This window comes from Streptomyces sp. SudanB52_2052 (assembly GCF_964272415.1).
GTDB lineage: Bacteria > Actinomycetota > Actinomycetes > Streptomycetales > Streptomycetaceae > Streptomyces > Streptomyces olindensis.
In genome coordinates this window covers 6,897,836-6,911,185 of record NZ_OZ186796.1, presented here as the reverse complement: position 1 = coordinate 6,911,185, position 13,350 = coordinate 6,897,836, and the positions used below count along the sequence as shown (strand labels likewise).

10 protein-coding genes and 2 pseudogenes are annotated in these 13,350 nt (G+C 70.5%); 4 read left to right on the top strand and 8 right to left on the bottom strand.

All coding sequences use genetic code 11. The features are described from left to right. Positions 1 to 6 precede the first annotated feature (6 nt). Complete coding sequence (gene aroQ / locus ACSUPV_RS30940; RefSeq protein WP_031121218.1) at positions 7 to 480, bottom strand: type II 3-dehydroquinate dehydratase; 474 nt, start codon at positions 478 to 480, stop codon at positions 7 to 9. A gap of 103 nt (positions 481 to 583) precedes the next feature. On the opposite strand from aroQ, the gene ACSUPV_RS30935 reads away from it, so the two are divergent. Next, the gene (locus ACSUPV_RS30935) at positions 584 to 1,630 is read left to right on the top strand and encodes a S66 family peptidase (RefSeq protein WP_436948976.1); all 1,047 of its coding nucleotides are present in this window, start codon (positions 584 to 586) and stop codon (positions 1,628 to 1,630) included. A 94-nt stretch (positions 1,631 to 1,724) separates the two neighbouring features. Then, on the top strand, positions 1,725 to 2,999 hold the full coding sequence (locus ACSUPV_RS30930) for an MFS transporter (RefSeq protein WP_037757056.1): 1,275 nt from the start codon (positions 1,725 to 1,727) through the stop codon (positions 2,997 to 2,999). An 8-nt stretch (positions 3,000 to 3,007) separates the two neighbouring features. Here ACSUPV_RS30930 and ACSUPV_RS30925 read toward each other — a convergent pair. The 7 genes and pseudogenes from ACSUPV_RS30925 to ACSUPV_RS30895 all read right to left on the bottom strand — a co-directional run. Then, positions 3,008 to 3,985: pseudogene (locus tag ACSUPV_RS30925) on the bottom strand (calcium:proton antiporter); the annotation flags it as partial. Positions 3,986 to 4,009: 24 nt separating this feature from the next. Further along, a pseudogene (locus tag ACSUPV_RS30920) lies at positions 4,010 to 4,311 on the bottom strand (hypothetical protein). A gap of 129 nt (positions 4,312 to 4,440) precedes the next feature. Beyond that, the gene (locus ACSUPV_RS30915) at positions 4,441 to 5,442 is read right to left on the bottom strand and encodes a TerC/Alx family metal homeostasis membrane protein (RefSeq protein WP_063740735.1); all 1,002 of its coding nucleotides are present in this window, start codon (positions 5,440 to 5,442) and stop codon (positions 4,441 to 4,443) included. 231 nt (positions 5,443 to 5,673) lie between these two features. Beyond that, positions 5,674 to 7,698 (bottom strand): TerD family protein, encoded by a 2,025-nt coding sequence (locus tag ACSUPV_RS30910; RefSeq protein WP_436948975.1) that lies wholly within the window; start codon positions 7,696 to 7,698, stop codon positions 5,674 to 5,676. 76 nt (positions 7,699 to 7,774) lie between these two features. Next, positions 7,775 to 8,353 carry a TerD family protein gene (locus ACSUPV_RS30905; RefSeq protein ID WP_031115582.1) on the bottom strand — a complete coding sequence of 193 codons (579 nt, stop codon included), beginning with the start codon at positions 8,351 to 8,353 and terminating at the stop codon, positions 7,775 to 7,777. A gap of 139 nt (positions 8,354 to 8,492) precedes the next feature. Beyond that, a complete protein-coding gene (gene uvrB / locus ACSUPV_RS30900) occupies positions 8,493 to 10,643 on the bottom strand; it encodes an excinuclease ABC subunit UvrB (RefSeq protein ID WP_436948974.1) in 2,151 nt (716 codons plus the stop codon). A gap of 40 nt (positions 10,644 to 10,683) precedes the next feature. Further along, positions 10,684 to 11,556, bottom strand: coding sequence for an MHYT domain-containing protein (locus ACSUPV_RS30895; protein WP_031115584.1), 873 nt, complete (start codon positions 11,554 to 11,556; stop codon positions 10,684 to 10,686). Between the two features lie 287 nt (positions 11,557 to 11,843). Between ACSUPV_RS30895 and ACSUPV_RS30890 the strand changes: the two genes are divergently transcribed. Beyond that, entirely contained in the window at positions 11,844 to 12,716 is an 873-nt protein-coding gene (locus ACSUPV_RS30890; protein ID WP_436948973.1) for a glycerophosphodiester phosphodiesterase, read from the top strand. Between the two features lie 52 nt (positions 12,717 to 12,768). Further along, positions 12,769 to 13,323, top strand: a complete 555-nt coding sequence (locus ACSUPV_RS30885) for a methylated-DNA--[protein]-cysteine S-methyltransferase (RefSeq protein ID WP_436948972.1) — start codon at positions 12,769 to 12,771, stop codon at positions 13,321 to 13,323. Positions 13,324 to 13,350 lie beyond the last annotated feature (27 nt).

Sequence of the window (13,350 nt, the reverse complement as noted above, 5' to 3'; positions counted from 1 at the left end):
GGCGGCTCAGGTGTCCGCCTGCCCCGCCCCCGCCAGCGCCGCGACCCGCTCGACGCCGAACACGTACCCCTGCACCCCGCAGCCCGCGATGACGCCGTCGGCGCGCAGCGAGACGTAGGAGTGGTGCCGGAACGCCTCACGCTGGTGGATGTTGGAGATGTGGACCTCCACCACCGGCATGCCGTCGCAGGTGTTGAGGGCATCGAGGAGGGCGACGGAGGTGTGCGAGTAGGCGCCCGGGTTGATCACGATGCCGCAGTGGTTCAGACGCGCCTCGTGGATCCAGTCGACCAGCTCGCCCTCGTGGTTGGACTGGCGGAAGTCGACCGTGCCGCCGTGCGCGGCCGCCGCCTTGGCGCACAGGGCCTCGACGTCGGCGAGAGTGTCGGAGCCGTAGATCTCCGGCTGGCGCTGGCCGAGCAGGTTCAGATTGGGGCCGTTGAGGATCATGATCGGGGCGTTGGCCAGGGTGCGGGGCACGGTTCCTCCGGTCCGGTCAGGGTCGGGCGGCCCGTCGCGGACCGCTGCTCACAGCCGGTTTATCACGGTGCGCCGACCGCCTGCCGGGTCGTAACCTCCGGGCATGACGAGCCTCCTGTACCCGCCCAAGCCGTCCCCCGGGGACCGCATCGCCGTGATCTCGGCCTCCGGAGGCCTGCCGGAACTCTTACCGCTCCCCTACGAACTGGGCCTGGAGCGGCTGCGCAAGGAGTACGAGCTGGAGCCGGTCGAGTACCCGGCGACCCGCAGGATGGGCTCGACGCCCCAGGAACGGGCCGCCGACATCCACGCCGCCTTCGCCGACCCGGCCATCAAGGCGGTCATCGCGTCCATCGGCGGGGACGACCAGATCACCGTGCTGCCGTACCTGGACCGTGAGTTGATCCGCGCGAACCCGAAGCCGTTCTTCGGGATGAGCGACAACACCAACCTGCTCGCGTTCCTGCGCAACAGCGGCATCGTCGCCTTCCACGGCGGCAGTGTCATGGGCGAGCTGGGCCGCCCCGGGGCCATGCACCCGCAGACCGCCGAGTCCCTGCGCGCGGCCCTGTTCACCTCCGGCCCGTACGAGCTGCGGCCCGCCGAGCGGTGGCGTGACATCGACCGGGACTGGGCCGACCCGGCGACCTTCGAGGCGGAGCCGGAGACCCGGCCCGGGACCGGCTGGACCTGGGTGAACCCCGACCGGGTGGTCGAGGGCCGTACCTGGGGCGGCTGCCTGGAGATCGTCGCCTGGCTGCTGATGGCCGACCGGGAGATCGCACGCGACCTGTCCGAGTACGAGGGGGGTGTGCTGCTCCTGGAAACCTCGGAGGACATGCCCAGCGCCACGGAGGTCTACTACACCCTGCGGAACATGGGCGAGCGCGGACTGCTCCAGCGCTTCCCGGCGCTGCTGATGGGGCGCCCGAAGACCTGGTTCTTCACCCGCCCCAACACTCCCGAAGAGGCCGCCCGTTACGCCTCGGACCAGCGTGAGGCCGTCCTGCGCGCCATGCGGGACTACGCCCCCGACACCATGATCGTCTTCGACGTGGACTTCGGGCACACCGATCCGCAGCTGGTGATCCCATACGGGGGCACCGTGCGCGTGGACGGACCGGCCCGGCGCATCACGGTCACGTACTGAACACCCCCGAGCCCTCCGCGCGCCCCCGTAACCGCCCGTCACCGTAGGTAGTTGACGCGGCATGCACGACGTACGCACCGTAAGGGCACCTTCCATGCCGCGCCTCGCGGCCGCCTCACTCGCCGGCACGGCCATCGAGTTCTACGACTTCTTCGTCTACGGCACCGCGGCGGCCCTGATCCTGGGGCCGCTGTTCTTCCCGACCTTCTCGCCGGTGGCGGGGACGCTGGCCGCCTTCGCCACCTTCGGCGTGGGTTTCGTGGCCCGGCCGCTGGGGTCGGTGCTGTTCGGGCACATCGGGGACCGGCACGGGCGACGGCCGGTCCTCGTCGCCTCCCTGCTGCTCACCGGTGCCTCCACGGTCGCGGTCGGCTGCGTGCCGACGTACGACACGATCGGCGTGGTCGCTCCCCTGCTGCTTCTGGTCCTGCGGTTCCTGCAGGGGCTTGGGCTGGGCGGGGAGTGGGGCGGTGCGGTACTGCTGACCGTGGAGCACGCGCCCGCCGAGCGGCGCGTGCTGTGGTCGAGTTTCCCCCAGGTCGGGCCCGCGGTGGGGTTCCTGCTCGCCAACGGTGTGGTGCTGGGCCTGTCGGCGACCTTGTCCGAGGCGCAGTTCGCCGCGTGGGGGTGGCGGGTGCCGTTCTGGGCGGCGGGCGTGCTGGCCGTGGTGGGGCTGTGGCTGCGTTCGTCGCTCGCCGAAAGCCCTCGTTTCCTGGAGATCGACGACCACGCGCGCGTGCCGCTCGTCGAGGTCGTGCGCCACCACTGGCGTCTCCTCCTGCTGACCGGCGGCGCCCTCGCGATCGGCTACGCCATCTTCTACGCCGTGACGACCTGGTCCCTCTCCTACGGCACGGAACGGCTCGGGGTGAGCCGCACCGTCATGCTGACCTGCATCATGGGCGCCGTCCTCGTGAAGGGCGCGCTCACACCGCTGGTGGCGCTGCTCGGGGACCGTTACGGCCGCCGCCCCCTGTGCCTGGCCGGCTGCGCGGCCGCCGCCCTGTGGATGTTCCCCATGGTCGCGCTCCTCGCCACCGGCGCGCCGCTGCCGATGTTCCTGGGCTTCCTCGGGGCGATGCTCTCGTTCATCACGATGTTCGCCGTGATCGCCGCGTATCTGCCGGAGCTGTACGAACCGCGGGTGCGCTGCACCGGCGCCGCCGTCGGCTACAACCTCGGCGGGGTCGTCGGCGGTGCCCTCACGCCGATCGTGGCGACGGCCCTCGCCGAGCAGGGCGGGCGGGTGCCGTGGGGCGTGGCCGCGTACCTGACGGCGATCGCGCTGCTCAGCCTGGGCTGCTTCACCCTGCTGCCGGAGACGCGTCCGGTGCCGGTGGGGGCGACTGCGGAGGCTGCTTCCGGCTGACCGCCGGCCTAGGGATTGATCGCCAGCTCCAGATACGCCGCGAACAGCACCAGGTGGACCCCGCCCTGGAGCGGCGTGGCCCGGCCCGGGACCACGGTCAGCGAGGCCACCACCACCGTCAGGGCGAGCAGCACCATGTGGGTGGCGCCCAGGCCGAGGACCAGCGGCCCGGAGAGCCAGACGGACGCGAGCGCCACGGCGGGGATGGTCAGGCCGATGCTCGCCATCGCCGAGCCGAGGGCGAGGTTCAGACTGGTCTGCACCCGGTCGCGGCGGGCGGAGCGCAGCGCGGCGATGCTCTCCGGGAGCAGCACCAGCAGCGCGATGATCACGCCGACGACGGCGTGGTGCAGCCCGGCGGCCGCCACACCGGACTCGATGGTGGGCGACACCCCCTTGGCCAGGCCGACCACGCCGATCAGGGCCAGGCCCAGCAGCCCCAGGCTGATCAGGGCGGCACGGGCGGAGGGGGCCGCGGCGTGCTCCTCCGCGGTGATCACCTCGCCCTGCCGGGTGATCGGCAGGAAGTAGTCCCGGTGCCGCACGGTCTGCGTCGCGACGAACAGGCCGTACAGGATCAGCGAGGAGAGCGCCGCGAAGGTCAGCTGGACCGTGGAGAACTCGGGGCCCGGCTTGCTCGTGGTGAACGTCGGCAGGACCAGGCTGAGCGTGGCCAGGGTGGCGACGGTCGCGAGCGCGGCGCCGGTGCCCTCGGGGTTGAAGACCGCCGTGACGTGCCGCAGTGAGGCGACCAGGAGGGAGAGGCCGACGATGCCGTTGCAGGTGATCATCACGGCCGCGAAGACCGTGTCGCGTGCCAGCGTCGAGCTCTTGTCCCCGCCATCGGCCATCAGGGTGACGATGAGGGCGACCTCGATGATCGTGACGGCGACGGCGAGCACGAGGGAGCCGAACGGTTCGCCGACCCGGTGGGCCACCACTTCGGCGTGGTGCACGGCGGCCAGGACGGCTCCCGCCGCAAGCGTGGCCCCATGGCGTGTGCTGCCGGGCTACTTGGGGTCGCGTGCGTCCAGGAGGTCGCAGTTGGTGTACACCCGCTCCCCGAGGCAGAGCGCGCCCAGTTGCTCCGCCATCCTGCTGGTCTCGGGGTCGTCGCTGTTGCGCATGGCTTCGTCGTACGACTCGAACTCGATCAGCGCCAGGTAGCGGCGCGGATTGTCGCGGTCCTTCAGGAGCATGCGGTGCGTGGGGCCGCCCGTCCGGCCGGCGAGATGTTGCCCGGCCTCCTCGAGGAGCTGCTCCATCTCGTCCAAGCGCTCGTCTCGAAGTCGATGATCTGCACGAACTTCATGGCACCTCCAGCCGGCCACGGCGCCCCCGGGCGGGGGAACCGTTCAAGGAACAAGCAAGCACCGGGACCGGTGGTCGGCAATTCGCCGAGCACCGGTCCCGGTGATGGTTGTTCCTACGTCCGGCGTGGTCAGACGTCGATGCTGTCCTTCGGAGCGCTTCCGCTCTGCGCCTGCGCCGCCTCGGCCGCCGCCTGCTTCTTGGAAGCCCGCAGGCTGGTGATCGTGGTGACGATCAGGACGGAGCAGATGACGCCGAGCGAGACCGGGATGCTGATCTCGGGGACGTGCACCCCGGACTCGTGCAGGGCGTGCAGCACCAGCTTCACGCCGATGAAGCCGAGGATGATCGACAGGCCGTAGGAGAGGTGGACCAGCTTCTTCAGCAGGCCGCCGATGAGGAAGTACAGCTGCCGCAGACCCATCAGGGCGAACGCGTTGGCCGTGAAGACGATGTACGGGTCCTGCGTCAGGCCGAAGATCGCGGGGATGGAGTCGAGGGCGAACAGCACGTCCGTCATGCCGATCGCGAGCATCACGACCAGCATCGGGGTCATGACCCGCTTGCCGTTCTGCTGGATCCACAGCTTGGTGCCGTGGTAGCGGTCGGCGACGCCGAAGCGGCGCTCTGCGGCCTTGAGGAGCTTGTTCTCCTCCCACTCCTCGTCCTCCTCGTCCGCACGGGCCTCCTGGATGAGCTTCCAGGCGGTCCAGATGAGGAAGGCGCCGAAGAGGTAGAACACCCACGAGAAGCTGGCGAGGATCGCAGCACCGGCGGCGATGAAGATCGCGCGCAGGACCAGGGCTATGAGCACGCCGATCAGCAGCACGCGCTGCTGGTACTGCGAGGGCACCGCGAACTTCGCCATGATCAGGACGAAGACGAAGAGATTGTCGACACTCAGCGACTTCTCGGTGATGAAGCCGGCGAAGAACTCACCGGCCGGCTGGCCGCCGCCGAAGACCAGCAGGCCGAGCCCGAAGAGCACGGCCAGGACGATCCAGACGACCGTCCAGATTCCGGCTTCCTTGATCGATACGTCGTGCGGCTTGCGGCCGATGAAGAAGTCGACGGCGATGAGGGCCGCCAGGCCCACGATCGTCAGGACCCACAGGGTCACGGAAACATCCACTGCGCCTCCGGCAGTCGTCACGGCAAATGTCAGCGTCGTAGCTGCCGGAGGTCTCTTCCACCCAACGATGGGCCGACGCCCCGGGACCAGGCCGTATCGACCTGATCCGTATTGACGGGTACGCCGCAGCAGACAGGGAGTACTCCCCTCCGTGCCGACAACAGTACCCAATTACCAAGAACAGGTAAAGCGCTTGGCAAAAGAAAGACCAAAATCCCTGGTCAGAGGGCTTTACGAGTACTTGGTACGGGCGGCCGCGACCTGGGTGAGCACCTGCTGGAGGACCTGGCTGCCGGGCGGCACGAGCGTCGGCTCGTACGTCCAGGCATGGCCGACCCAGGGGTCGGCGAGGTGGTCGTCGGGCACCGGGGTCAGTCGCAGCAGCGAACGCCACAGCGGGTCGAGCAAAGGACCGTAGCCGGAGGACTCCTCGCGGTCGGCCACCATCATCAGGTGGACGCCGAAGGCGGGCCCCTCGTCGGCGAGGTAGCGCAGCTGGTTCACGGCCCGGTCGTCGAAGCCGTGCGGGAAGTCGTTGACGATCAGCAGCTGCTGTGAGGTGTCGAAGCCGGGCGGGAGCGAGTCGGCGGCGCCTCCCCGGACCGCCATCTGCACCAGGTCGACCCGCTGGGTGAGCCGGGTCAGCACGTCCGTCACCCCGGCGGCGCCGAGCGCGGGCGGGGCCGCGAGCACACCGCTCTGCACGAGGGGCGCCAGGGGTTGTGCTCCAGAGCCGGCCGGGTCGATGACATGGACGGTGAACTCGCCCGCCGGGTGGACGGCGAGCAGCCGGGCCGCGTGCGCGACCGCCGTCTCCATGGCGAGACGTCCCGATGTGTGCGCGTCGGTGAACAGCCCCTCGGTCGACTCGGTCCGTCCGCTGTCGATCCACAGGCCCCGCTCCAGCGGCAGCCGGACCAGCATCGGGATGCGGATCCGGTCGGCCTCGGGGAGATGCAGGTCGCCCAGGCGCAGGGCCATGGGGAACTCCATCGGCACCCGGTAGGCGTGCCACACGGGGTTGTCCCAACGGGCGTAGGCCGGCGGCAGGGCTGGTTCGACGACGTCGACCTCGGCCTTGAGCTGGGCGAGGTCCCGGTCGAGGGCCTCCCTGGCCTGGTCGACGAGCTGGGCGTGCCGGGCGCGGGCCGCCTCGCGGGCGGCGTCGCCCTGCCCGCCGATCCGGCTGCGCGGGTCGGACAGGACCTGTTCGAGCTCCTTGTCCATGCGCGACTCGGCGAAGTCGACGGCGCTGCGGTAGGCGGCGGTGGTACGGGCGAGGTCCTCGAACATGCCCCACACCTGGTTGTACAGCCGCTCCTCCATGGACCAGCCGGTCGCGTCGCCCGCGACGGGCTGCGCGGGCTGTCCGGGGGCGGCCGGGGGCGCGGTGGGCGGAGGCGGGGGCGGCGCGGCGTTCCGGCGGCGCGGATGGCTGTAGTCGATCGGGCCGCCGCCCGGGGTGGGGGCGGCGGGCTGGCTGACGGCCGAGGGGTCCGGCGCGGCGCCCGGGTACCCGGGCGGCTGCCCCTGTCCGCCGGTCGTCTGTCCGCCGGTCGTCTGCCCGCCGTACGGGGACACCGGTGGTACCGGCCCGGGTTGGGGCGCCGTGCCGCCCTGGTCCGGGCCGAGGGCGGGGGCCGCCGCCTGCCGGGAGCGGTCGCCGTCCGCCGTGCGCGGCGGGGGCGCCTGCACCGAGCGGGCCAGCCCTTGGGCCACCGCGTCGTTGATGCTGCCGGCGAGCTGCCGGGCCTGCGGCAGCCCTTGGTCGGTGAGGAGTTCGGCGAGGCCGCCCGCGTAGCCCTGGCCGACGGCGCGCACCTTCCAGGCGCCTTGCCGGCGGTACAGCTCCAGGGCGACGACGGCCGACTCGGCGTCCAGGCCCGTGATGGTGTAGCTGGCGACCTCGGCGCCGTCGAGGCCGGTGACGGCGACGAACGGGGCGGCCAAGGCGCCGAAACGGACCGGGCCCGCCCCGCCGGCGGGCAGGGCGAGCAGCACGCTGACGCGGTGGACGGTCTCCGGCATGGCGTCCAGGTCCACCGCGAGGCGGTGGTCGGCGGCGGCCTGCCGGGACACTTCGAGACCCGGCTGGGTGGGCGCGCCCGGGTGGGCCACCCACTCCACGCCGTGGATCCTGCCGGTCTCGTCGCTGAGCGCGGCCGCTGCCACGATCGGCGTGCCGGCCGAGACCCGGATCTCGAGACGGACCTGGGAGAGCGGGTGATTCTGCCCCCGCACCAGCTCGGCCGTCATCGCCTTCGTCCCCCTGTGTCGTTGTGTGGTGTCGTGTGCCGCTCGCCGGCCCCTGCGGTCCGGGTCCCGCCCGTTCTCAGAGAAGCGGCAGGATGGACGGCATCAGGTCCTGGAAGGTACGGCCGTTGGCCGGGTTGCCCAGGGCCGTCATCGTCCAGCCCGAACCCGAGCGGTGCACCTTCGCCATGATCTGGGCCGTGTACTGGCCGCCGCCGGCGAGCGTGTAGCGGGCGAGCTCCTGCCCGTTGGTCTCGTCGACGAGGCGGCAGAACGCGTTCTGCACCTCCTGGAACGTCTGGCCCGTGAAGGAGTTCACGGTGAAGACGATCTGGTCGATGTGGACCGGGATGCGCGCGAGGTCGACGAGGATCGCCTCGTCGTCGCCGCCCTGGCCGACACCGCCGACCAGGTTGTCCCCGGTGTGGCGCACCGAGCCGTCGTCGCTCACCAGGTGGCGGAAGAAGACGACGTCGACCGGCTGCTTGTCCGCGAACAGGACGGCGGAGGCGTCGAGGTCGATCTCTCGCGTGCGCGAGCCGAACAGGCCGCGCCGGGGAGCCGCCTGCCAGCCGAGACCCATGCGCACCGCGGTCAGGCTGCCGCCGTCGTTCTTCTGCAGACTGATGGCCTGACCCTTGGTCATGTTGACGGTCACGCGCTGATTCCCCTCTCGAACGTCCCCTGTTGCCGCGCAGTCGCGGTTGACCTGAACACTACGCAGGGGCACTGACAGCGACGTAGCCCGGTCCGCACTTTGTGTCGGTCTTGCAACACTGCGCGTACGCCGTCCGCTGTCAGGCCAATCCCGCCTCCTTCATCTGGCGCAGTTCCTTCTTCATCTCGGAGACCTCGTCGCGCAGCCGGGCCGCGATCTCGAACTGGAGGTCCGCGGCGGCGGCCCGCATGCGCGTGGTGAGCTCCTCGATCTGCTCGGCGAGTTCGGCCGCGGGGCGGTCGGTCGGTACCGTCTCCTTGGCCTTGCCCCTGCCCTTGCCCTTGGCGGGCTTGGCCATCTCGGCCGCCTTGCCGAGGGAGGGCACGGGCGCCTTGGTGCCGCCGCCGTCCTTCCTGGACTTGCGGTAGCCCGAGCCGAGCAGCTGCTCGGTGTCGATGTCCTCGCGGGCGATCTGGGCGACGATGTCGTTGATCTTCTTGCGGAGGGGCTGGGGGTCGATGCCCTTCTCCTTGTTGTACGCGATCTGCTTCTCCCGGCGGCGGTTGGTCTCGTCGATGGCCTTCGCCATCGCCGGGGTGATCTTGTCGGCGTACATGTGGACCTGGCCGGAGACGTTGCGCGCGGCGCGGCCGATGGTCTGGATCAGGGACGTGCCGGAGCGCAGGAAGCCCTCCTTGTCGGCGTCCAGGATCGCCACCAGGGACACCTCGGGCAGGTCGAGGCCCTCGCGCAGCAGGTTGATGCCGACGAGCACGTCGAACTCGCCGGAGCGCAGCTCACGCAGCAGTTCGACACGGCGCAGGGTGTCGACGTCGCTGTGCAGGTAGCGCACCTGGATGCCCAGCTCCAGAAAGTAGTCCGTGAGGTCCTCGGCCATCTTCTTCGTGAGCGTGGTGACCAGGACGCGCTCGTCCTTCTCGGTGCGCTGCCGGATCTCGTGCACCAGGTCGTCGATCTGGCCCTCGGTGGGCTTGACGACCACTTCCGGGTCGACGAGGCCGGTGGGGCGGATGATCTGCTCGACGACGCCGTCGGAGCGGGAGAGCTCGTAGTTCCCCGGGGTCGCCGACAGGTAGACCGTCTGGCCGATGCGCTCCTGGAACTCCTCCCACTTCAGCGGGCGGTTGTCCAGGGCGGAGGGCAGCCGGAAGCCGTGGTCGACGAGGGTGCGCTTGCGGGAGGCGTCGCCTTCGTACATGGCGCCGATCTGCGGGACCGTGACGTGCGACTCGTCGATGACGAGGAGGAAGTCGTCCGGGAAGTAGTCCAGGAGGGTGTTGGGCGGGGAGCCGGGCAGGCGGCCGTCGAAGTGCATCGAGTAGTTCTCCACGCCGGAGCAGGTGCCGATCTGGCGGAGCATCTCGATGTCGTACGTGGTGCGCATCCGCAGGCGCTGGGCCTCCAGGAGCTTGCCCTGCTTCTCCAGCTCCGCGAGGCGCTCGGTCAGCTCCTTCTCGATGTCGTTGACGGCCCGCTCCATGCGCTCGGGGCCGGCGACGTAGTGGGAGGCCGGGAAGACGTAGAGCTGCTGGTCGTCGCTGATGATCTCGCCGGTGAGCGGGTGCAGGGTGGAGAGCGCCTCGATCTCGTCGCCGAACATCTCGATGCGGACGGCGAGCTCCTCGTAGACCGGGAAGATCTCGATGGTGTCGCCGCGGACGCGGAAGGTGCCGCGGGTGAAGGCCATGTCGTTGCGCGTGTACTGGATGTCGACGAAGCGGCGCAGCAGCTCGTCGCGGTCGATCTCCTCGCCGACGCGGAGGGGGACCATGCGGTCCACGTACTCCTGCGGGGTGCCGAGGCCGTAGATGCAGGAGACCGAGGCGACCACGACGACGTCGCGGCGGGTGAGGAGCGAGTTCGTCGCGGAGTGGCGCAGGCGCTCGACCTCCTCGTTGATCGAGGAGTCCTTCTCGATGTAGGTGTCCGACTGCGGGACGTAGGCCTCGGGCTGGTAGTAGTCGTAGTACGAGACGAAGTACTCGACGGCGTTGTTCGGCAGCAGCTCGCGGAACTCGTTCGCCAGCTGGGCGGCCAGGGTCTTGTTCGGCGCCATCACGAGCGTGGGGCGCTGGAGCTTCTCGATCATCCACGCGGTGGTGGCGGACTTGCCGGTGCCGGTGGCGCCGAGGAGGACGACGTCCTTCTCGCCTGCCTCGATGCGCCGGGCGAGCTCGGCGATGGCCGTCGGCTGGTCGCCGTTCGGCTGGTAGGGGCTGACGACCTCGAAGGGCGCCACCGTGCGTTCGATCTGGGAAACGGGCCGCATGGAATCCACCGTACGACCCCGCACTGACAACGCGCTCCGATCAGCGGTTCTGCGGGGTGCGGGCTCCTCGGTGCTCCACGGCGCGGCGGGGGCGGAACCGCAGGCGGTGCGCGGAGTGCGGGACGGCGGTGTGGGTGTGGGCGGGGATGCCGGGCCGGTGCTCGACGGGGGCGACGGTGGGCTTGCCCATGACCATCAACGGGTCGAACATCACCACGACGCCCGCGAGCAGCAGGAAGGCGAGCGGACCGACCAGCATGGGGGCGAGCAGGGCCGCGGGCGACTCTCCCGTGGTGGGTTCGGCCGTGCCGTGGAGGTGGACGCTGAGTGCGGCCATCCCGGTGTAGTGCATGCCGCTGACGGCGAGGCCCATGACGAGGCTGGCGCCCACGCTCCACAGGAATCCCCTGACCTGGCCGGCCGCCCACAGGGCGGCGGTGGCGGCGCCCATGGCGATCACGACGGAGACGCCGACGGTGAACGTGTTGTACTCCAGCTTCCCGTCCAGGCGCATGCTGGCCATGCCGAGGTAGTGCATCGACGCGATGCCCAGGCCGGTGATCGTGCCCCCGGTGAAGAGGGCCGTCCCGCGGGCTCCCCGGTATCCGACGATGAAGATCCCGATGCCCACCATCACGATCGCGACGGCCAGGCTCGCGAAGGTCATCGACTTGTCGTAGTGGATCGGGGTGCCATGCACCGTGAACCCCATCATCGCGATGAAGTGCATGGTCCAGATGCCGGAACCGATGGCGGCCGAGCCGAGGGCGAGCCAGCCGGGGCGCCAGGACTGGGCGACGAGCATGGATCTCGTGGTGCAACGCAGGCCCAGGGCCCCGCCCAGGCAGGCCATGAGGTAGGCCACCAGGGGTGTGACCAGGCCGTAGCTGAATCCGTCGACCGTGCCCTGCATGCGCGGCTGCCCTTCCCGCCCTTTGCGTCCCGGAATTCCTGATGTGCGCCCCCTCCCAGGACCGCACGAGCGGTCAGGGTTGACGCAGAGAGTATGACCCCCACCGGAATGGTCGAACGACTTTCCGGCAAAGAAACACGCCCTTGCCGCAGTTGTGCGGCACCAGTGAGCGGAGTTGGGTCATCTCCGTTCAACGTGTGGCCATCCTGCACCCCTCTCGCGTTGACCCTCTGCTGTCACAGTGGTGCTGTCTGTGACGTAGTGATCGCTCGACGCGAGGAGTACGCATGCACGCGCGCGCTGTTGCCGCCTCGACCACCGCACTCCTGGGCACCGCCGCCCTCCTCTTTCCCGCCTCCCCCGCGCGGGCGGCCGGAGGTGGTGTGTCGCCGCTGGTCATCGCGCACCGGGGGGCCTCGGCGTACGCGCCCGAGAACACGCTGGCCGCCGTGGACAAGGCGGCGGAGCTGGGTATCCGATGGGTGGAGAACGACGTCCAGCGGACCCGGGACGGCGAGCTGGTCGTCCTCCACGACGACAACCTGCGGCGCACCACCGACGTCGAGGAGGTCTTCCCCGACCGGGCTCCCTGGAAGGTGAGGGACTTCACGGCCGCCGAGATCGCCCGTCTCGACGCGGGCAGCTGGTTCGGACCCGCGTACGCGGGCGCGCGCGTGCCGACGCTGGAGCAGTTCGTGCACCGCGTCGAGCACCATCACCAGAAGCTTCTCCTGGAGATCAAGAACCCGGAGCTGTACCCGGGCATCGAGCGGCAGACGCTGAAGGTCCTCAGCAACGAGGGTTGGCTCGACCGGCGCCATCTGGCGGGCCGGCTGATCGTGCAGAGCTTCAGCGCGGACAGCGTGCGGACGGTGCACGAGCTGAAGCCCGGCGTGAAGACCGGTTTCCTGGGGACGCCGCCCGTGTCGGACCTGCTGGACTACGCCGGCTTCGCCGACCAGATCAACCCGTCGCACGGCTCGCTCTCCCCCGCCTACGTGGCCTCGGTGCAGGCGTTCGACGGGCCGCACGGCAGGCCGATGGAGGTCTTCACCTGGACGGTCGACGACGCGGCGACGGCCCAGCGGGTCGCCGGTTACGGCGTCGACGGCATCATCACGAACAAGCCGGATGTGGTGCGCAAGGCCGTGCGCGGGTGATCCGTCGTCCCGTCGGGACGGCGTTGTCAGTGGCGGGTCGTACCGTGGGCGCATGGACAGTCAGGAGCGGGTCGAGCCGCGGGTCGTGTGGGCGGTCGTGGAGAGCGCGATCGGGCCGTTGCTGCTGGCCGCCGGCCCAGGCGGCCTGGTCAACGTCGTGTTCCACGCCACGGACGAGGTGCGGGACCGGGCGGTCGAGCGGCTGGCGGCGCGGCTCGGCACCGAGCCCGTCGAGGCACCCGGCTCCCCGCTGCTGGCCGAGGCGATACGGCAGTTCGAGGCGTACTTCGCGGGTGAGCGACGCGACTTCGACCTCCCGCTGGACTGGTCGCTGATCTCCGGCTTCAACCGGGAGGTCCTGCGCGAGCTCGCCTCAGGCGTGCCGTACGGCACGGTCGTCGGGTACGGCGATCTGGCCGGGCGGGTCGGTCAGCCCGGCGCCGCCCAGGCCGTGGGCATGGCGATGGGCGCCAATCCGCTGCCGGTGGTGGTGCCCTGTCACCGGGTCGTCGAGAGCGGTGGCGGCATCGGCGGCTTCGGGGGCGGGCTGGAGACCAAGCGGAAGCTGCTCGCCCTGGAAGGAGTGCTGCCCGAGCCTCTGTTCTGAGGCCCGGGCCGGGGAGGCACGGGCCTG

Bases quoted from the DNA above. Each gene is read 5' to 3' on its own strand.
- ACSUPV_RS30935 (WP_436948976.1), top strand. From the start codon at position 584: ATGACGAGCCTCCTGTACCCGCCCAAGCCGTCCCCCGGGGACCGCATC.
- ACSUPV_RS30930 (WP_037757056.1), top strand. From the start codon at position 1,725: ATGCCGCGCCTCGCGGCCGCCTCACTCGCCGGCACGGCCATCGAGTTC.
- ACSUPV_RS30910 (WP_436948975.1), bottom strand. From the start codon at position 7,698: ATGACGGCCGAGCTGGTGCGGGGGCAGAATCACCCGCTCTCCCAGGTC.
- uvrB (WP_436948974.1), bottom strand. From the start codon at position 10,643: ATGCGGCCCGTTTCCCAGATCGAACGCACGGTGGCGCCCTTCGAGGTC.
- ACSUPV_RS30895 (WP_031115584.1), bottom strand. From the start codon at position 11,556: ATGCAGGGCACGGTCGACGGATTCAGCTACGGCCTGGTCACACCCCTG.
- ACSUPV_RS30890 (WP_436948973.1), top strand. From the start codon at position 11,844: ATGCACGCGCGCGCTGTTGCCGCCTCGACCACCGCACTCCTGGGCACC.
- ACSUPV_RS30885 (WP_436948972.1), top strand. From the start codon at position 12,769: ATGGACAGTCAGGAGCGGGTCGAGCCGCGGGTCGTGTGGGCGGTCGTG.